The 19,990-nt window shown below is 38.0% G+C and carries 12 protein-coding genes and 2 tRNA genes; 7 read left to right on the top strand and 7 right to left on the bottom strand.

The genetic code is table 11. The features are described 5' to 3' along the window. Nucleotides 1-297: 297 nt before the first annotated feature. The 4 genes from FVB32_RS16450 to FVB32_RS16465 form a co-directional block, all read right to left on the bottom strand. Nucleotides 298-1,554: a site-specific integrase gene (locus FVB32_RS16450; protein ID WP_147744919.1), complete on the bottom strand. Its 1,257-nt coding sequence runs from the start codon at nt 1,552-1,554 to the stop codon at nt 298-300. A gap of 218 nt (nt 1,555-1,772) precedes the next feature. Next, nucleotides 1,773-1,847: transfer RNA gene (locus FVB32_RS16455), tRNA-Pro, on the bottom strand. 32 nt (nt 1,848-1,879) lie between these two features. After that, nucleotides 1,880-1,963: transfer RNA gene (locus FVB32_RS16460), tRNA-Ser, on the bottom strand. Nucleotides 1,964-2,076: 113 nt separating this feature from the next. After that, nucleotides 2,077-4,113, bottom strand: a complete 2,037-nt coding sequence (locus FVB32_RS16465; RefSeq protein WP_147744920.1) for an HD family phosphohydrolase — start codon at nt 4,111-4,113, stop codon at nt 2,077-2,079. 113 nt (nt 4,114-4,226) lie between these two features. Between FVB32_RS16465 and FVB32_RS16470 the strand changes: the two genes are divergently transcribed. Both FVB32_RS16470 and FVB32_RS16475 read left to right on the top strand, forming a co-directional pair. Then, nucleotides 4,227-5,402: an acetyl-CoA C-acyltransferase gene (locus FVB32_RS16470; protein WP_147744921.1), complete on the top strand. Its 1,176-nt coding sequence runs from the start codon at nt 4,227-4,229 to the stop codon at nt 5,400-5,402. A 21-nt stretch (nt 5,403-5,423) separates the two neighbouring features. Beyond that, the gene (locus FVB32_RS16475) at nt 5,424-6,176 is read left to right on the top strand and encodes a C40 family peptidase (RefSeq protein WP_147744922.1); all 753 of its coding nucleotides are present in this window, start codon (nt 5,424-5,426) and stop codon (nt 6,174-6,176) included. A 52-nt stretch (nt 6,177-6,228) separates the two neighbouring features. Here the strand turns inward: FVB32_RS16475 and FVB32_RS16480 are convergent, their stop codons facing one another. After that, nucleotides 6,229-7,491 (bottom strand): tetratricopeptide repeat protein, encoded by a 1,263-nt coding sequence (locus FVB32_RS16480; protein ID WP_147744923.1) that lies wholly within the window; start codon nt 7,489-7,491, stop codon nt 6,229-6,231. A gap of 34 nt (nt 7,492-7,525) precedes the next feature. After that, a complete protein-coding gene (gene gyrA / locus FVB32_RS16485; RefSeq protein WP_147744924.1) occupies nt 7,526-10,057 on the bottom strand; it encodes a DNA gyrase subunit A in 2,532 nt (843 codons plus the stop codon). Between the two features lie 261 nt (nt 10,058-10,318). Between gyrA and FVB32_RS16490 the strand changes: the two genes are divergently transcribed. Together FVB32_RS16490 and FVB32_RS16495 are read left to right on the top strand one after the other, a co-directional pair. Continuing rightward, nucleotides 10,319-12,871, top strand: coding sequence for an ATP-dependent Clp protease ATP-binding subunit (locus tag FVB32_RS16490; RefSeq protein WP_147744925.1), 2,553 nt, complete (start codon nt 10,319-10,321; stop codon nt 12,869-12,871). Nucleotides 12,872-13,029: 158 nt separating this feature from the next. After that, the gene (locus FVB32_RS16495; protein WP_147744926.1) at nt 13,030-13,443 is read left to right on the top strand and encodes an STAS/SEC14 domain-containing protein; all 414 of its coding nucleotides are present in this window, start codon (nt 13,030-13,032) and stop codon (nt 13,441-13,443) included. A gap of 3 nt (nt 13,444-13,446) precedes the next feature. On the opposite strand, the gene FVB32_RS16500 is transcribed toward FVB32_RS16495, so the two are convergent. Beyond that, the gene (locus tag FVB32_RS16500) at nt 13,447-14,982 is read right to left on the bottom strand and encodes an NAD(P)H-hydrate dehydratase (RefSeq protein ID WP_147744927.1); all 1,536 of its coding nucleotides are present in this window, start codon (nt 14,980-14,982) and stop codon (nt 13,447-13,449) included. Between the two features lie 251 nt (nt 14,983-15,233). Between FVB32_RS16500 and thrA the strand changes: the two genes are divergently transcribed. From thrA to thrC, 3 genes are read left to right on the top strand one after another with little or no spacing between them, the layout of a single operon-like run. Next, nucleotides 15,234-17,678: a bifunctional aspartate kinase/homoserine dehydrogenase I gene (gene thrA / locus FVB32_RS16505; RefSeq protein ID WP_147744928.1), complete on the top strand. Its 2,445-nt coding sequence runs from the start codon at nt 15,234-15,236 to the stop codon at nt 17,676-17,678. Between the two features lie 3 nt (nt 17,679-17,681). Then, nucleotides 17,682-18,605 carry a homoserine kinase gene (locus tag FVB32_RS16510; protein ID WP_147744929.1) on the top strand — a complete coding sequence of 308 codons (924 nt, stop codon included), beginning with the start codon at nt 17,682-17,684 and terminating at the stop codon, nt 18,603-18,605. 4 nt (nt 18,606-18,609) lie between these two features. Further along, on the top strand, nt 18,610-19,905 hold the full coding sequence (gene thrC, locus FVB32_RS16515) for a threonine synthase (protein WP_147744930.1): 1,296 nt from the start codon (nt 18,610-18,612) through the stop codon (nt 19,903-19,905). Nucleotides 19,906-19,990 lie beyond the last annotated feature (85 nt).

A 19,990-nucleotide genomic window follows, 5' to 3' on the forward strand; every position in this document is an offset into this window, starting at 1 on the left:
AAGTTTATTAGTACTTCAAATTTTTTTATAATCAACTGAAGGACAGCATTTTATTCATTGAACGGTTTATATCATAAAAATGGGTTACTGTAAATTTCACCAATGTTTTCAGGGCTTTTCAGGACATTTGACACAAATTTAGCCTAAACTCCATAACTAAAATATTTTCAATTAATTGAAAATCAATGGTTTAAATATCGTAACGTCGCTTTAGCGCGTTACCCTCTTGCTATTCAAACCTTCTCCGCTTCGCTACGAATTTTTGAATACCTCTAAAGGGTTTGTCCCATTTTAAAATCAATCATTGACTTTGGAAAGTCTTCGTTGCTTTTTGGACTCAAATTGGGCAATCAAATTTTGCATATCCTCCCCTACTTTCTTCTCTAACACCCGTGCATAAATTTGTGTAGTGGTCAATTTTGCGTGGCCCAACATTTTTGACACCGTTTCAATAGGTACACCATTGGAAAGTGTCACCGTGGTTGCGAAAGTATGTCTTGCGGAATGAAAAGTGATTTTTTTATGGATTCCGCAAGTCTTCGTTATCACTTTCAAATAGCTGTTCATCTTTTGATTGCTGAAAACAGGAAGCAACTTACCCTCTGGATGTTGGCACATTTCTTCAGCATAATTTTCAATGATGGCTTTTGCTTTTGGCAACAATGGAATCTTGACGATTTCGTTCGTCTTTTCCCTTTTGGTATGCAACCAATAATTCCCATCGATACCCAAAACCATTTGCTCGGCCAATAACTGCTTTACGTCTATATAGGCCAAACCTGTATAACAGGAAAATAGAAATACATTCCGAACCTTTTCGTAACCTGCACTTTTAAAAGTAGTTTCCTCAATTAATTCTAATTCCCGTTCGGATAGATAGCTCCGATTATGCTTTTGAAAATTCAACTTGAATTGGTGAAAGGGGTCTTTCTCCAACCATTCCAACTTGACCGCAAGGTTGGTCATTTTCATTAAGCGTTCCAGATGCTTCATCACACCATTGTTGGTACAAGTCCGTCTTGCTTTGTCAGGCTGATAATTTCTTAGATATTGTTCAAAATCCGTAATGAACCTGTAGTTCAATTGTTTTAAGTAGATGTCGGGGGTCTTGAATTTATCCCTGATGAACTTGTGGAGATATCGTTCCGTCGAATAGTAATTTTTCATCGTGCCATATTTTAGCACGGAATCCATGTTCGTGTTGTGATAGACAACCAATTCCTTTAAGGTCTTATGCTGGTCGTCTTGCCCCAAATAACGGGCTTTAATGGCCTGAGCGGTAATAAACTTACCTTCCGAAAGCAGTTGCTTATGTGCCTCCATAATTTGCACGTAAACCTCATCTAAATAGCTATTGAGTTTCCGGGCTCTTTGGGTAGTTCCGATCACCCTTCCCTTGGAAACGTCCCAAACATTCACCGAGGTATAGCGTTTAAGACTGATTTCGGCACGCCTTCCGTCCACGGTAATTCGGGCATAAACCGTAAGTTTTTCGGGATTGTAAGTAATGTCCCGAGTGAAAATAAGTACTGCTAAAGTGCTGTTGTTGCGCATGATATACGTCTTTTGAATTAAACAAACCTTGTTTGCAAAGACGACCTTAAATAGCCCTAAATACTACCTAAAATTACAACAACTTGTATAACAATCCATTCACCGAACTCTACACCTTTTATATGATATCAAATGGATTCATTTGAGTTCATTAAAAATGAAAAGCACTGTCAACCAGTCAGTTAACAGTGCTTTGATACCACTTTAAAAGTGGTTCGTCGGGGTGGCAGGATTCGAACCTGCGACCTCCGCGTCCCAAACGCGGCGCGATAACCGGGCTACGCTACACCCCGATAAGGTTATCTTAATATTTCCAAGAAAATTGCGGAGAGAATGGGACTCGAACCCATGCGACACTTACGCGTCGACAGATTAGCAATCTGCTCCGTTACCACTCCGGCACCTCTCCTTACATTTATTATGAACGTGCACTCTAAAAATGCGGATGCAAATGTACCTTTTCATCCATTAGATTGCAACTATTTTTTAGTTTTTTTAAAGGGAACTTGGTTTGGGAATGAATTACTCCGGGTACTCTACTCTTAAGTGATAAATATTTGTCAGTTTTCGTTTAAGAACCTTCTTTACCATTTCAATTTCTTTTAATGTGATATTGGCATTTAAAAACTGATTAGCCTGCATTTGTCCTTTCACTATTTTTTCCACAAACTCATCTATTATCCCAAATGTGGGGTTCTTTAAACTCTTGGAAGCCGCTTCTACAGCGTCGGCCATCATTAATATGGCTGTTTCTTTAGAAAATGGGATAGGTCCTGGATATCTAAAATCTTTATCACTTGTATTCTCTTCCAATTCCTGCTGTTTCTTAAAAAAGTAATATACCAACGTGGTTCCATGATGTGTACGTAAAAAATCAATGATTCTGTCTGGAAGGTTATTCTTTCTTGCTATCTCGATTCCCTTAATAACATGATCTATAATAATCTTTGCACTCTCCTTTGGAGGAAGGTCATCATGTGGATTTACATTGGTTATCTGATTTTCAGTGAAGAATGTGGGTTTGTCCATCTTACCAATATCATGATACAGCGCCCCTACTCTAACCAACATAGCATTTGCCCCAATTTCATTGGCCGCAGCTTCTGCCAGATTTGCTACTTGAAGGGAATGATGAAATGTACCTGGTGCCGTATCAGACATTTCCTTTAACAATTTTGAATTTGTATCGGAAAGTTCCAGTAAGGAAACATCAGATATCAGTCCGAATATTTTCTCATACATATAAATTAAGGGCTGCGCAAAAAGCGTTAATAGCCCATTTAAAATGAAAACCCCAAACAGTATCCATTCAATATTCTCCAAATTTCCCTCATGTATCGCATGAAAAGCAAAATACCCTATGATATAAATTAATGTAATCTGCCCTACAGAGATAAAAAGGTTGGCACGCTTGTATAGCTCAGATGCAGTTAAAATAGTCACGATTCCTGCTATAATCTGCAAAAAGATATACTCAAAGCTATTGGGTACTACAAAACCCAGAATAAGCACTGTAAGTACATGCACAAATAGTCCTAACCTAGCATCAAAAAAGTTTTTTAGAATCAAAGGAAGGATACAAAGCGGAACAACATAAACATAACTCTCATTGTTTTTCACCATCAATGTGGTGGCCAAAACCATAAGTAGAATATTTACAAATATGAAAGTAACTTTATTGTTATTGCCAAATATTTCGCTTCTATATCGTTTTAAGAATAGCAACAACATACCCAAAACCAAAGCCACTAAAATAGTATACCCTAAAAGGATAAAATAAAAATTATCCCCCCGCCATAATTCCGATTCGTATTCTCCCTTTAAAGAATTGAGTATTTTGAAATTCTCGGCTTCTACTACCTCGCCCTTGGCTATAATCAGCCTGCCTTCGGAAATCTCACCCCTTGTAAAAGAAATTTTAGAAAGTTCTTCATCCAAAGCTTTTTCTGTGAGTGCTTCGTCGTAAAAAACATTCGCCTGAATCACATTACTGATAGGGTTTTTTAAAGTAGTTCGAACAAGAAAACTCTTGTTTGCCAAAATTTCTGAAGCGAGTTGTTTGGCTCTTTGAAGATTCGTAAAATTGTTGGATCCCAATGGTCTTGCCTCATTATTTTTAACCAGCAAAACAGTATTGGAAGATGGCAGCTCTTGAAAAACACCTAAAGCATATACACTATCCATTATCGCTATTCCAGAGGTTAAAATACTTCTCTGCTGTATAGAACTATAACTGTTTGACGCAAATAAGGTCTCAAGGGATTGTTGTAAACTCTTTTTGACATTCGAGGGGATTGTGGCATCAAACGCGTAGTAATCTGATTTATTTTCTCTGAGTGACCTTTGCTCTTCTGCAATATCTTCATCAGTCTTTTTTATTGAAAAATCTATAGGGGCGTATAAATTCTCATATTGCCAAGGCTTGCCTTTTTGGAACTCGTACTTAAACTTGCCTCCTTTAGGAAAAAAGAATACAATCAGCGCGATGGAAACAAAATACAAAACGTACTTGTAAGCAAGTGATTGATGCTTGTAAACATTATCCAAAGTTTTTCCCATTCGGTGTGCTGTTAAGGTCAAAAATAGAAAATATAAATAAGAAGTGAGGCTCCCCTTACCCGCTAGAGCTTTGCATTTAAATTTAGTATTTTCGCATCAGTAAAAACGCATAAATGAATAAAGTTGTAATTGTATCAGCCGCTAGAACTCCAATTGGAAGTTTTATGGGCTCATTATCCAGTGTTCCAGCTCCTAAATTAGGTGCTGTAGCTATAAAAGGTGCATTGGAAAAGATAGGGTTAAAACCTGAACAAGTAGAAGAAGTGCTAATGGGCAATGTTGTTCAAGCTGGAACGGGTCAAGCTCCTGCTAGACAAGCTGCCATATTTGCTGGAATCCCCAACACAGTTCCTTGCACTACCATAAATAAAGTTTGTGCTTCTGGGATGAAAGCTATAATGCAAGGTGCACAATCCATTGCCTTAGGTGAGAATTCCATAGTAGTTGCCGGTGGTATGGAAAATATGAGTCTTATACCACATTATGCATATATGAGAAGTAGCGTAAAGTTTGGTCCGGCCACTTTAGTGGATGGAATGCAAAAGGACGGGTTGGTAGATGTTTATGATCAGAATGCCATGGGAGTTTGTGCTGATGCCTGTGCTGCAGAACATGACTTTAGTAGAGAAGATCAGGATGCCTATGCAATTCAGTCTTACCAACGATCAGCAGAAGCATGGAAAGCTGGAAAATTTAATGATGAAGTGGTCCCAGTAGAAGTACCCCAACGAAGAGGCGAACCTGTCATAGTAAGTGAAGATGAAGAGTATAAAAACGTGAAAATGGAAAAAATTCCAGCTTTGCGACCTGCATTTACCAAAGAAGGCACCGTTACTGCGGCAAATGCCTCTACCATAAATGATGGTGCTGCTGCCGTTGTCTTAATGAGTGAAGAAAAAGCTTCAGCATTAAATTTAACCCCATTAGCCACAATAAAAGGATATGCTGATGCCGCTCACGAGCCAGAATGGTTTACAACAGCACCTGCCAAAGCATTACCCAAGGCATTAGATCGTGCTGGTATAAACATAGATGATGTTGACTTTTTTGAGTTTAATGAAGCCTTTTCTGTTGTTGGACTTGCCAACATGAAACTGCTTGGATTAAACGATTCCAATGTGAATGTAAATGGTGGTGCCGTATCACTTGGACATCCACTGGGTTGTTCCGGTGCAAGAATTACCATTACCTTGCTTAATGTTCTTAAACAGCAAAATGCAAAACTTGGTGCCGCGGCAATTTGCAATGGTGGGGGTGGAGCTTCTGCACTAGTTTTAGAAAGAAATTAATTTATCCAAGTTCAAGAATAGATGCAATATGGAGTTTGCCACCTAAGCATTGTTCCTATAAGAGCACTCCCGGATGATAGTACCGAAATGGTTTCCCAACTTTTATATGGAGACCATTTTAAGGTTTTAGAACAAAGGAGGAAATGGAGCAAAATTCGAGTTGTTTTTGACAGCTACGAAGGCTGGGTGGCCAATAATCAAATAACTTTGGTTGAAGAGCCAGTGTTTGATAAATTAAACGCTGATAAAAAACCAAAGTTTTCGGCTGACATCATCTCACACATTTGTACTGAAGAGGGAGTACTTCTTCCCATTCTTTTAGGCTCTGTTATCTATACAACTGATATTCTAAAGCATACTTTTGAAGGGAATATAGTGCAAGGAAAGAATCCAAAAACGGCTTTGGTGGAAACTTCGTTATTATATCTTAAAACACCATATCTATGGGGAGGAAAGACACCTTTTGGGATTGACTCTTCTGGTTTTACCCAAATGGTTTACAAAATAAACGGGTATATGCTAAAGCGAAATGCGGAGCAACAATCCAAACAAGGAGAGGCATTGAGTTTTATTGAAGAAAGCGAACCTGGGGATTTGGCTTTTTTTGATAACAATGAAGGTGTCATTGATCATGTAGGAATCATTTTAAAGGATAATTACATTATTCATGCGCATGGCCATGTACGAATTGACCGTTTAGATCATACGGGGATTTTTAATACTCAGGAAAAATTATACACCCACAAATTGAGGGTCATTAAAAAAATTATATAAAAAAGCTCCAGCAAACGCTGGAGCTTTTTTTAATATCACTTTGGAAGAAAGTTTACTCTCCCAATAGTTTTTTAACTCTCATAAAGTTTTCAGTGTCGCCAAGAGCACCGTAAATATTCTTCAATTGAGATAACACACTTTGATTATCTGGATTTGATTTTAATGCGTCTTCCAAAATTTTAGAGCCTTCAAGGAATAAATCATCCTTTTGCTTTTTCAATTCGTCATAACGAGCGATATCTTTTCTTGAACTTCCAAGGGTGTTCATTTCATCAATGAGTCCATTCCCCTCATTCACATAGGTTGTCGAAAGATTCAACAAAGCGTTTATGTAACCTGGGTCTACTGCTAAGGTCTTTTTATAAGCTTCTCTGGCTTCTTCCAAGTTTCCTTGCTCCATATTAATAACACCAATGTTATACAATAAATCAGCATTATCTGGTGCCATATCCGAGGCTTCTGCCATCAATACTTTGAACTTATCTTTATCACCCATGGCGTAGTACAAATTCGCTTCACCTAAAACCAAGTTCACATCATCTGGGTCCGCTACTCTAGCATCTGCATAGGCCGCCAAAGCTTTATCATTGTCACCCAATTGTTGGTAAATCAAAGCAATATTTTTAACAATTTCTGTACTTTTAGATGGTGTTTTCTCTTCTGCCGGGTCTTTATGAGTACCCGCTTTTACGTAGAGATCACGGGTGTTTTTATCCATAGCTTCCACCTCACCAGTTTCAATATTCACCGCAGAGTAATTTACCTCACTACCATCATATCCAACATCTTTCAATTCGTTATAATAGACAAGGGCCTTTTCATAGTTTTGTCCATTTACAGCACTACTTGCCGCATAATACAGATAAAGGGTATCTGTTGGACTTAACTTATAACTCATGTACAATTTGTCAGCAGCAGCATCAAATTCTTTATTGTTGTTGTCTTCTACCGCTGCATTTACCAAGTCAGCCGTTAATTGAGCCAGTTTTTGTCTTGAAACAGTGGTGTACTTCTCTTTTCCTGCGGTTTCTTCTACAGAAATAACCTTGTTGAGTGCATCTATTGCAGGTTGGAAGGCAGTATCATCGCCCTTTTTAGCTAAATCTGCGTAGACATTACCTTTTACTGCATAGTACTGCGCTTGTGTTTTGGCATCTGCCGCGTCTATTAGCGATGCAGCCCCTTCTAAGGCAGTTTTCGCACTCTCTGAATCTCCATTTTTAAGTGCCTTTTCTGCTGCCTTTATCTCATTCTTCTGGGAAAAGCCCATAGCCGAAATTCCCAGGGCAACTAGTATTAGAACTTTAGTTTTCATCTTAAATGTAATTATAATTATTAGTGTTTATTTATTATTCCTTTGTTTCATCAGAGTTGTTATCAATTGCTGTGCCATCTTCTCCATTTACCTCAATATCAAGGATATCCGCTTCTTCAACAGCATCTTCATCTTTCATTACTTTGGCAACTGCCGCAATGGAGTCATTATCCTTTAAGTTGATAAGTTTTACACCTTGTGTTGCTCTTCCCATAACTCTTAAATCTTCCACACTCATGCGTATGGCAATTCCAGATTTGTTTATTATCATCAAGTCATCCGTATCCGAGACATTCTTAATGGCAACCAATCCTCCTGTTTTATCAGTAATGGAAATTGTTTTCACTCCTTTTCCACCTCTGTTGGTTACTCGGTAATCATCTATAGTGGAACGTTTTCCATATCCATTCTCCGAAACCACTAAGATATCATCTTCAAAATTATGAACGGAAACCATGCCAATAACCTCATCTTTATCATTGGCTAAGGTAATACCTCTAACTCCAGAAGCATTTCTGCCCATAGGTCTCGTCTTACCTTCCTCAAAACGAATAGCCTTACCAGATTTTAAGCCTAAGAAAATTTGACTTGTTCCAGTTGTCAACTTAGCTTCCAACAGTTCATCTTCTTCTCTAATGGTAATTGCATTAATACCATTTTGTCTTGGTCTGGAATACTGTTCCAAAGAAGTCTTCTTAACAGTTCCCTTCTTGGTAGCCATAATTACATAATGACTGTTTACGTAATCTTCATCCTTCAAATCCAAGGTACAGATAAAGGCCTTGACCTTATCTTCCTTATCTATATTAATAAGGTTTTGAATTGCCCTTCCCTTGGATGTTCTACTTCCTTCAGGAATTTCATATACCCGCATCCAGAAACACTTTCCTTTTTGCGTGAAGAACAACATATATTGGTGGTTGGTTCCAACAAAAAGATGCTCCAAGAAATCTTCATTTCTAGTTGATGAAGCTTTTTGACCAACTCCTCCTCTATTCTGTGTTTTGTATTCGGTAAGTGGAGTTCTTTTAATGTAGCCAGCATGGGAAATAGTAATTACCACTTGCTCATCTGGAATCATGTCCTCAATACTCAAATCACCACCTGCAAAATTTATTTCGGACCTTCTTTCATCCCCGTATTTATCCTTTACCTCTTGCAATTCATCTTTAATGATTTGCATTCTTCTTTCTTTCTTGTCAAGAATGTCTTTTAGGTCTTCTATGGTCTTCAAAAGGGCATCATACTCCTCTCTCAACTTATCTTGCTCCAGGCCTGTAAGCTGGCGTAAGCGCATTTCAACAATGGCCTTTGCCTGGACTTCGGTAAGTTTGAAGCGCTCCATTAAACTATTTCGTGCTTCATCAACATTTGAAGATGCTCTGATTATCGCAATGACCTCATCAATATTATCAGAAGCTATGATAAGACCTTCTAGGATGTGAGCGCGGTCTTCTGCTTTTTTAAGCTCGAACTTGGTTCTGCGAACCACTACTTCGTGTCTATGCTCAACAAAATGATGAATTATCTCTTTTAAATTGAGTAATTGTGGTCTTCCGTTTACAAGAGCAATATTATTAACACTGAAAGATGATTGTAGTGCCGTGTACTTGTACAGCATGTTCAGAACTATGTTAGGAATGGCGTCACGTTTTAAAATGTAAACGATACGCATACCTTTTCTATCTGATTCATCACGAATTGTAGAAATTCCTTCAATCTTTTTATCATTGACAAGGTCGGCAGTCTTTTTAATCATGTCTGCCTTATTGACCTGATATGGAATCTCTGTCACAATGATACATTCCCTACCCTGAACTTCTTCAAAGGTAGCTTTGGCACGCATAACTACGCGTCCCCTACCAGTATGAAAAGCCTCCTTTACGCCATCATAGCCATAAATAATACCTCCTGTTGGAAAATCCGGGGCTTTAATATGTGTGATCAGCTCATCTATTTCAATATCCTTATTTTCAATGTATGCAACTGTTCCGTCAACTACTTCCGTAAGGTTATGTGGAGGCATGTTTGTTGCCATACCAACAGCGATACCAGATGCTCCATTCACCAACAAATTGGGAATTCGAGCAGGAAGTACTGTAGGTTCTTTTAAAGAATCATCAAAATTTAACTGATGGTCAACGGTATCTTTGTCTATATCTGCCAACATATCATCGGCAATCTTGCGCATTCTTGCTTCTGTATAACGCATTGCCGCTGGGCTATCACCATCTACAGAACCAAAGTTCCCCTGTCCATCTACCAACATATAGCGTAAGCTCCATTCCTGGGCCATACGTACCATGGAATCATAAACCGAGGTATCTCCGTGCGGATGATACTTACCCAATACTTCCCCTACAATACGAGCAGATTTCTTATGTGCACTTGTGGATCTAACCCCAAGTTCATACATACCAAATAGCACTCTCCTGTGTACTGGTTTAAGTCCGTCCCTAACATCTGGCAGGGCACGTGACACAATGACCGACATTGAATAATCAATGTAGGCAGATTTCATCTCATCTTCAATGTTGATAGGAATTAACTTTTCTCCTTCAGCCATGCTAAAATCTTGTTGTTTTTTGTGGTTAAAATATCATGCCAATATACGCAAAATCACACCTTTCAAAACGATTGGCGCTTACTTTATTAAAAAAATTATCAACAGCATTACTTTCAATCAAACAATACCCATAAACCTTTGTTAAACTATACGAAAAGTGCACTTTATTTCGACTTTAACTACTAGTTTATCGAATATGGGTACGGTATTTGACTACGGTAAGGATACTTTTATTAATTTTAATTGCTGAAAAGGAAGCGTATGGATGATAATTTTTCCCCAAGAGTAAAAGACGTTATAGCTTATAGCAAGGAAGAAGCTCTTAGATTAGGGCATGATTTTATAGGAACTGAGCATTTAATGCTAGGTCTTTTAAGAGATGGAAATGGCAAAGCCATTAACATTTTAGATGCCTTGGATGTTGATTTGGACCACTTAAGAAGAAAAGTGGAAATTCTTAGTCCGGCAAATCCAAATACGGGAACAATACAAAAAGACAAAAAGAACCTTCATTTAACAAGACAAGCGGAACGCGCACTTAAAACAACTTTTTTGGAGGCGAAGCTTTTTCAAAGCTCCTCAATCAATACTGCACATCTTTTACTTTGCATACTCAGAAATGAAAATGACCCCACCACAAAATTATTGCATAAACTTAAGGTGGATTACGATAATGTAAAAGAGCAGTTCAAATCCATGATCACCAGTGATGATGATTATTTAGATACACCGCAAGCGGAATCTTTTCCAAGTGATCCAGATGAAGGTGGGGATTCCAAGGAGGGAACCTTTGGTTCAAGTTCCTCACAAAAAGGCACCAAAAAATCCAAAACACCCGTTTTGGACAATTTCGGTCGTGATTTGACCAAATTGGCAGAAGAAAATAAATTGGACCCTGTTGTCGGAAGAGAAAAAGAGATTGAACGGGTATCCCAAATCCTAAGCCGAAGAAAAAAGAATAACCCTTTACTTATTGGCGAACCCGGTGTTGGTAAAAGTGCAATAGCCGAAGGACTGGCTTTGAGAATTATCAACAAAAAGGTTTCTAGGATTCTTTATAATAAAAGAGTTGTAACGCTGGATTTAGCATCATTAGTGGCTGGCACAAAATATCGTGGTCAGTTTGAAGAACGCATGAAAGCTGTGATGAACGAACTGGAGAAGAATGATGATATCATTTTATTCATTGATGAAATACATACTATAGTAGGTGCTGGTGGTGCCACAGGAAGTTTAGATGCTTCAAATATGTTCAAGCCTGCCCTTGCAAGAGGTGAAATTCAATGTATAGGTGCAACCACCCTTGATGAATATCGCCAGTATATCGAGAAAGATGGCGCCCTTGAGAGAAGATTTCAAAAAGTAATTGTGGAGCCCACAACGGTGGAAGAGACAATTGAAATTTTAATGAACATCAAAGGCAAATACGAAGACCATCATAACGTTACGTATACCGACGATGCGATTAAAGCCTGCGTGAAATTGACTAACCGTTACATGACGGATAGATTTTTACCAGACAAGGCAATTGATGCTTTAGATGAGGCAGGTTCAAGAGTACACATTGTAAATATGGATGTTCCAAAACAGATTTTGGAGCTTGAAGGTCAATTAGAGGATGTTCGTGAACTAAAGAATAGCGTAGTTAAAAAGCAGAAATATGAAGAGGCCGCTAAACTAAGGGATGACGAAAAGCGATTAGAAAAAGAACTGGCCTCTGCACAAGAAAGATGGGAAGAAGATAGTAAACTAAATCGTGAGACGGTTTCTGAAGATAACGTTGCTGATGTGGTTTCAATGATGAGCGGTATTCCCGTTAATAGGATAGCACAAACGGAAAGCAATAAACTTGCTGAATTACCTGAGTTAATAAAAGGTTTTGTAATTGGGCAAGATGAAGCAGTAGCCAAAGTAGCTAAGGCGATTCAACGTAACAGAGCTGGATTAAAAGACCCTAACAAACCTATTGGTTCCTTTATTTTCTTGGGACAAACTGGAGTTGGAAAAACCCAATTGGCCAAGATTCTTGCAAAAGAACTTTTTGATTCTGAAGATGCCCTTATCCGAATTGACATGAGTGAATACATGGAAAAATTCGCCATTTCTAGATTGGTAGGCGCACCTCCAGGATATGTGGGTTATGAAGAAGGTGGTCAGCTAACGGAAAAAGTGAGGCGCAAGCCCTATTCTGTTATTCTTTTAGATGAAGTTGAAAAAGCGCATCCAGATGTTTTCAATATGTTGTTGCAGGTTTTGGATGATGGATTTCTTACTGATAGTCTTGGTAGAAAAATCGATTTCAGAAACAGTATCATTATCATGACCTCCAATATTGGAGCACGTCAGTTAAAAGATTTTGGACAAGGTGTTGGATTTGGCACTGCAGCCAAGAAAGCACAAGCAGATACGCACCAGAAAAGCGTTATTGAAAGTGCATTGAAAAAAGCATTTGCGCCAGAGTTCTTAAATAGAATTGATGATGTCGTTGTCTTTAACTCACTAGAACGTGAAGACATTCATAAGATTATAGATATTGAATTGGACAAGTTATTTGGCAGAATTAAAGATATAGGGTACGACCTTAATCTTACCAAAAAAGCAAAAGACTATATTGCCGAAAAAGGATTTGATAAGCAGTATGGAGCACGGCCTCTTAAAAGAGCAATTCAAAAATACATTGAAGATGCCCTTGCAGAGGAAATAGTAAACTCCAAGCTTGATGAAGGAGATAGCATTTTTATGGATTTGGATGAGAAAAAAGATGAGCTCACCATCAAAATAAAAAAGCCTGAAAAAACGCCCAAGGCAGAATAGTCAGGTACATTATATCATACTAAGAGCCGGATTAATGCCGGCTCTTTTGTTTACCAATATTACCGTACACACGATATTTACGTCTTTAATCTAATATTTTTCGGGTGATTTAACATTCGGTATATTTTCGTTCACGAGACACTATAATTACTTGGAGAATGAAAATTGCTTCTACGAAGAAAGCTATTGTTGTACGTGAATATCAATTGGATATTGGAAGTGTTCAAGTTTTCGACAACTACATGGTTTCTACTTTTGAGGAAGGTGCTACCCTAACTTTGGAACGCGCTTATCAAATTATTGGAATTTCAGAAATACACTTTAGAGATAAAAGCTTTGGCTATATCAGTCTTCGTAAAAATTCCTATGCAGTGGACCCGACCATCTACAATTACCTACGTGGCATGGAAAACCTAAAAGCTTTTGCCATTGTTTCCAAGAAGGAGATAGACATGCACAATTTTAAAATAGAGAAGCTATTTTATAAAAAGAATATGGAATTCTTTATTGAGTATGATAATGCGTTGGCTTGGGTGAAAAAAAGACTTAAAAAGAACAAAAAGAACACTTAAGCTTTAAGCCTCCTTATTATTTTCAATTTCAGGTGGTCTTAATAATTCCATATAGGCCTTTCCAATATTTTCGATTATTCCCGATGCTTTTAATGCTTCATATCCATTATGGGATACTCCCATATCCCCTGCCAACCCATGCAGGTATACGCCAAAAACCGCTGCATTTAAAGATGAATATCCCTGAGCAATCAGGCCAGTAATCATTCCCGTAAGCACATCGCCACTGCCTGCGGTTGCCATTCCGGGGTTTCCCGTTGTATTTACAAAGCCTATAGTATTATAGATGGTAATGGAGTGTGCCCCCTTAATCAATAAAATACAATCATGCTTAGTAGCAAAAGTTTTTGCTTTTTCAAGTTTATCAAAATCATCTTCCCACTCACCTATCAAACGCTCTAGTTCTTTTGGATGCGGCGTTAAAACAGATTGTTTAGGGACATCTTTCATGAATTTAGGATGCTTGGCCAAAATATTCAGCCCATCAGCATCTATGACCATTGGCGTTTCAATATTTTTCAACAATGCGGAAAAAGCCTTAACAGTATCCTCCTCAGTACCCATTCCCATACCTATTCCAACTACTGAAGGTTTGAATGGAATATCAATTTTTGTGATGGTATTATCCTCTTCATCGGTAAGTACCATGATTTCGGGAATCGCTGTTTGCAGGGAATGATATCCACATTCTGGCACAAAAGCGGTTACTAAACCACTACCAACGGTTAAACAAGCATTGCTTGCCAGTTGCACCGCACCAATCTTACCATAACTTCCGCCTACTATAACGGCATGACCATAAGTCCCTTTATGCGAAAATTTAAGTCTTGGCCTATACATGGGCAAAACTTCTGGTTTTCCAATAAGTTCATAGGCAGTTGCTGTTTTTCCCAAAAATTCTGAGTCCAGACCAATATCCAATAGTTCCCATTGGTTTTGATAGATTCCTGTTTCTGGAAGAAAGAAAATCAGTTTGGGGACTTGAAAACTGAGCACATAACTCGCACGCACCACATGTTCTTTATTCCACGGAGCTTTATCTGATGGCAATCCAGAAGGAACATCAACCGCCAAAACAAAAGCCCTTGAGTCATTTATATGTTTAATTAAATCGCCCACCCAAGATTCTGGAGGTCTATTTAACCCAATGCCGAAAATCGCATCTACGATAATGTCATTTGGAGATAATTCTGGCAATCCGCTATCATGGTTAATAAATTCGGGCCATATTTTGCGATCTTTTAGACGTTCTAGATTCAAAAGAAAATCCTTGGAACGTTTATCGCTATAATTTACCACATGTACTTGAATGGCATATCCATGCTCTTGTAAGTGCCTTGCAAGAGCAATCCCATCGCCTCCATTATTTCCAATTCCACAAAACAATTGAATGGTCACCTCGGCGCCTTGCAATCTGGAATGTATCCATTTAAACAATTCCGTAGCAGCTTTTTCCATAAGGACATCACTACTAATTTGCTGTTTCTCTATTGTGAATTTATCAGCTTCATAGATTTGATCGGCGGTAAAAATTTTCATTCAATAAGAAAAATTGATTATTACTATAGATTTCGCAAAAATTTTAGAATGATTTGAGGAAGCACTCAAAAGTACTACTTTTGACCTTGAATATTGTATTATGCAATTTAAAGAAACAGGTAATAATTTTTCTATGATGAATTCTTCTTCATCTATCTTCACTATTGTTACTACAACCCCTTTGGGGTAATCTGTACTTTATTTCCGTCCGTCTTTAAATCTATTTCAATTTCTTACAACACAATTTAATCATGAAAGTCTTAAAATTTGGTGGTACTTCAGTCGCCAATCCAGAAAACATAAATCGCGTTAAAGCCATAGTTCAAAAGGAAAATGACAAAAAAATAGCCTTAGTGGTATCTGCATTTGGAGGGATTACGGACTTGTTACTCCAAACATCCCAACTTGCCTCAAACCAAAACTTAGCATACAAAGAGGTCTTGACCGAAATTGAGAACAAACATATTGCAGTTGTCAAAGACCTTATTCCAGTACAAATACAAAGTACTGTTTTGAGTAAGGTAAAAAGTGATTTAAATGTTCTTGAGACCTTACTGGAAGGGGCTTTTTTAATTGGAGAGCTTACACCAAAACTATCCGATAAAATAGTGAGCTATGGAGAGTTGCTCTCATCATTCATTATAAGTGAATTTTTTAAATCTGAAAGACTCGATGCCGTTTTTAAAGATAGTCGTGCTTTAATTACCACTGATGAAACTTATGGGAAGGCCAATGTGAATTTTAAAGTCACAAATAAGAATTGTCAAGATTATTTTAAAACCAATACGTATCAAATTAATATACTTCCAGGGTTTGTAGCAGCAAGTAGCAATGGTGATTCTACAACGCTGGGAAGAGGTGGTTCTGATTATACTGCTGCTATTATTGCAGCCGCGGTTGGAGCTGAAATCCTTGAAATTTGGACCGATGTAAGTGGTATGTATACCGCAAATCCAAAATTGGTAAAGCAAGCAAAATGCGTTTCCCATATTAGCTACGAAGAAGCAATGGAGCTCTCTCATTTTGGAGCCAAGGTATTATACCCTCCTACCATTCAACCAGTATTGAACAAAGAGATTCCCATTGTTATCAAAAACACCTTTAAACCAGAAGACCCTGGAACGCTAATAACCAAGAACAACAACAAACAGGGGAAAACCGTAAGGGGTATCAGCCATGTAGGCAATATAAGCCTGCTATCGCTGGAAGGGCCTGGTATGATTGGAATTCCAGGAATTTCTAAACGCTTTTTTGAAACGCTTTCTTTAGAAGGCATCAGTGTCGTTCTTATTACGCAGGCATCTTCTGAACATTCTATCTGTGTTGGCATTTCCGATGATGATGTTGATAGCGCAGTGAATGCTTTAAATGAAGCTTTTGCCTATGAAATAGAAAGCAGAAAGATTAAACCTATTATTGTAGAAAAAGACCTCACCATAGTGGCTTTGGTTGGCGATAATATGAAAAGTCACCAAGGATTGAGCGGTAAGATGTTCAGTACATTGGGGAAAAACAATGTAAACATCAGGGCCATTGCTCAAGGCGCATCTGAAAGAAATATTTCTGCTGTAATTAAAAAGACTGATGTTAAAAAAGCACTGAATTCATTACACGAAGAGTTTTTTGAAGAGAACATCAAGCAACTCAATCTGTTTGTAATGGGCGTTGGGAATGTTGGGTCAAAATTCCTTAATCAAATTGGCAAGCAAACAAAATATTTAAAGGAAGAGCTTAAACTAAACGTAAGAGTAATCGGAATAAGCAATTCAAGAACCATGACTTTTAATGAAAATGGAATTTCATTGTCAGATTGGGAAACTGAATTGGCCAATGGTGAAAAAGCTGATAAGGAGGTGTTCTTTAATACTGTTAATGCACTGAATTATCGGAACAGTGTCTTTGTAGACAATACAGCCAGTGAAGCAGTTGCAGAAAGTTATACAAAGTATCTTAAAAACAGTATTTCTGTGGTTACATGCAACAAAATTGCCTGCTCTTCAGATTATGAGTATTATAAAGAGCTTAAACAATTGGCCAAGAAATACAATGCTCCATTTTTATTTGAAACCAATGTGGGCGCTGGACTTCCAATCATCGACACCTTAAAGCATCTTATTGCCTCTGGAGATAAAATAAACAAGATACAGGCAGTGCTATCTGGGAGTTTAAACTTTGTTTTTAACAACTTTAATGATACCGTTACCTTTCATGATATTGTGAAGCAAGCACAAGAAGAAGGATATACTGAACCTGACCCTACCATAGACCTAAGTGGTATTGATGTGATGCGTAAAATTCTTATCCTAACTCGTGAAAGTGGTCATCAATTAGATATACAACAAATTGAAAATGATGCTTTCCTTCCAAAGGAAAGTCTGGAAACAAATTCCAATGATTCCTTTTTCGCTTCTCTGAAAAAACATGAGAGCTCCTTTCAGGAACTCTATAAAAATGCAAATGATGTAGAAAGCAAACTCAAATATGTAGCGCAATTTGAAAATGGAAAAGCCAAGGTTGGCCTTCAGCAAATACCTAAAGGACATGATTTTTACAATCTGGAGGGAAGTGATAATATCGTACTTTTCTATACAGAACGCTATCCAAATCAGCCCATGATTATAAAAGGGGCAGGTGCTGGAGCAGAAGTAACTGCTTCCGGTATCTTTGCGGATATAATTAGAATTGGAAACTTCTAAATTATGGAAGAAATAAAGGTTTTTTGTCCTGCAACCATAGCCAATGTTTCTTGTGGGTTTGATGTTTTAGGGCTTGCTTTGGATTCAGTTGGTGATGAGATGACGGTCCGTAAAACAAATGAAAAAGGGATTAGCATCACCAAAATTATAGGTCAGGATTTACCTCTTGAAACTACAAAAAATGTTTCTGGAGTAGCGGGTTTGGCTTTTCTTGAGAAAAGTGATTATCAAGGAGGGTTCTTGATTGAAATCAATAAAAAAATTAAACCCGGTAGTGGTATCGGAAGTAGTGCTGCTAGTTCTGCAGGTGCAGTATGGGCCATGAATGAGCTCTTAGGAAAACCTTTTTCCAATCTGGAATTGGTGCAATTTGCAATGCAAGGAGAGAAATTAGCAAGTGATGTAGCTCATGCAGATAATGTGGCACCAGCTATTTATGGTGGTTTTACTTTGGTTAGGAGCTACGCTCCTTTGGATATCGTTCCTATACCTACTCCGAGTGAGCTTTTTGCCACCGTAATTCACCCTCAAATAGAAATTAAAACCTCCGATTCCAGGAAAATATTAAAAACCAATATTACCTTAGAAAAAGGGATACAACAATGGGGCAATGTTGGTGGACTCATCGCTGGGCTTTTCAAAACTGATTATGAATTGATTGGACGCTCCTTACAAGATCATATTGTTGAACCAATAAGGTCGATCTTAATCCCTGGGTTTGATGCCATTAAAACAAATGCCATCGAAGCAGGTGCTTTGGGATGTGGGATTTCAGGGTCGGGGCCATCAATTTTTGCATTGAGTAAGGGTAGAGATATTGCTGAAAGAGTTGCTGAATCCATGAAAGCCACCTATAGTTCTATCGGTCTTCCATTTGATATCCATGTGTCCAAAGTAAACACTGAAGGAGTAAAAAGAATAGCATAAATCCATGAACTTTTACAGTTTAAACAACGCTAACAACCAGGCTTCATTTAGGGAAGCAGTTATTGCGGGAATAGCGCCCGACAAAGGATTATACTTTCCTGAACGTATAAGCCCGCTTGCTGATGCTTTTTTCAACAACATTGAATCATTTTCTAACCACGAGATAGCCTTTAAGGCCATTCATCAATTTGTTTCTGATGATATTCCTGATGCAGTTCTCAAGGAAATTATTGAGAATGTATTGGACTTCGATTTTCCAGTAGTGGAACTAGAAGAAAATGTTGCCACGCTTGAACTTTTTCATGGTCCAACCATGGCATTCAAAGATGTGGGCGCTCGATTTATGGCCAATTGTTTAGGCTATTTTTCAAGAGGTGAACATACTGAAGTTACTGTGCTGGTAGCCACCTCAGGAGATACTGGAGGTGCAGTGGCCAATGGTTTTTTAGGGGTTGATGGTGTGAACGTGGTCATTCTTTATCCCAGCGGTAAGGTAAGCGACATTCAAGAAAAACAATTGACCACTTTGGGGCAGAACATTGTTGCCATAGAAGTCAATGGCACCTTTGATGATTGCCAAAGCATGGTGAAAACTGCTTTCCTTGATACTGATATTACTAATCAAAAAAAGCTGACATCTGCAAATAGTATTAATATAGCTAGATGGTTACCTCAATTATTCTACTTTTTATTTGCCTATAAACAGACAAAAACTAAAGGAAAAGAAATTATATTCTCTGTTCCATCAGGCAATTTTGGTAATATCTGCGCTGGAATGGTAGCTCAAAAGCTGGGTATGCCGGTAAAGCACTTTATAGCAGCAACCAATGCCAATGCAGTAGTCCCAAAGTTTATGGAAAATGGCACTTACAATCCTATACCTTCTGTAGCCACAATTTCAAACGCTATGGATGTTGGCGATCCAAGTAATTTTATAAGAATCAGGCATCTGTATCAAGATAACTTTGCAAAGCTTAAAGAAAATCTTTCTTCTTTTTCTTTTGCTGATGACACCACACGAGCCGCAATGAAAGCTATTCATTCAGAATCTGGTTATGTGACAGATCCCCACGGTGCAGTAGGCTATCTAGGCTTAAAAAAATATCAAAAATCAAATTCAGATACCTACGGTATTTTCCTTGAAACTGCCCATCCTGTAAAGTTTTTAGATGTTGTAGAGGATACTTTGGGCTTGTCCCCAGAATTACCTCCACAAATACAAAAGGTGATGGGGAAAGAGAAAAAATCAATTAAAATAAATACTTACGAGGGGCTAAAATCCTATTTACTGGATAGTTAACCGATTCTAGATTTCAATTAACAAAAGTTTGTTTAAAATATTTATGGAGATAAAGATTCATTTTAAGTGAATTCAATACATTTAT

The organism is Flagellimonas hymeniacidonis, assembly GCF_008040165.1.
GTDB classification, from domain to species: domain Bacteria; phylum Bacteroidota; class Bacteroidia; order Flavobacteriales; family Flavobacteriaceae; genus Flagellimonas; species Flagellimonas hymeniacidonis.

Excerpts from the sequence above, each read along its gene's own strand:
- FVB32_RS16495 (WP_147744926.1), top strand. The coding sequence starts at position 13,030 with ATGAAAATTGCTTCTACGAAGAAAGCTATTGTTGTACGTGAATATCAA.
- FVB32_RS16510 (WP_147744929.1), top strand. The coding sequence starts at position 17,682 with ATGGAAGAAATAAAGGTTTTTTGTCCTGCAACCATAGCCAATGTTTCT.
- thrC (WP_147744930.1), top strand. The coding sequence starts at position 18,610 with ATGAACTTTTACAGTTTAAACAACGCTAACAACCAGGCTTCATTTAGG.
- FVB32_RS16490 (WP_147744925.1), top strand. The coding sequence starts at position 10,319 with ATGGATGATAATTTTTCCCCAAGAGTAAAAGACGTTATAGCTTATAGC.
- FVB32_RS16470 (WP_147744921.1), top strand. The coding sequence starts at position 4,227 with ATGAATAAAGTTGTAATTGTATCAGCCGCTAGAACTCCAATTGGAAGT.
- FVB32_RS16480 (WP_147744923.1), bottom strand. The coding sequence starts at position 7,491 with ATGAAAACTAAAGTTCTAATACTAGTTGCCCTGGGAATTTCGGCTATG.
- gyrA (WP_147744924.1), bottom strand. The coding sequence starts at position 10,057 with ATGGCTGAAGGAGAAAAGTTAATTCCTATCAACATTGAAGATGAGATG.
- FVB32_RS16475 (WP_147744922.1), top strand. The coding sequence starts at position 5,424 with ATGCAATATGGAGTTTGCCACCTAAGCATTGTTCCTATAAGAGCACTC.
- FVB32_RS16465 (WP_147744920.1), bottom strand. The coding sequence starts at position 4,113 with ATGGGAAAAACTTTGGATAATGTTTACAAGCATCAATCACTTGCTTAC.
- thrA (WP_147744928.1), top strand. The coding sequence starts at position 15,234 with ATGAAAGTCTTAAAATTTGGTGGTACTTCAGTCGCCAATCCAGAAAAC.
- FVB32_RS16500 (WP_147744927.1), bottom strand. The coding sequence starts at position 14,982 with ATGAAAATTTTTACCGCCGATCAAATCTATGAAGCTGATAAATTCACA.
- FVB32_RS16450 (WP_147744919.1), bottom strand. The coding sequence starts at position 1,554 with ATGCGCAACAACAGCACTTTAGCAGTACTTATTTTCACTCGGGACATT.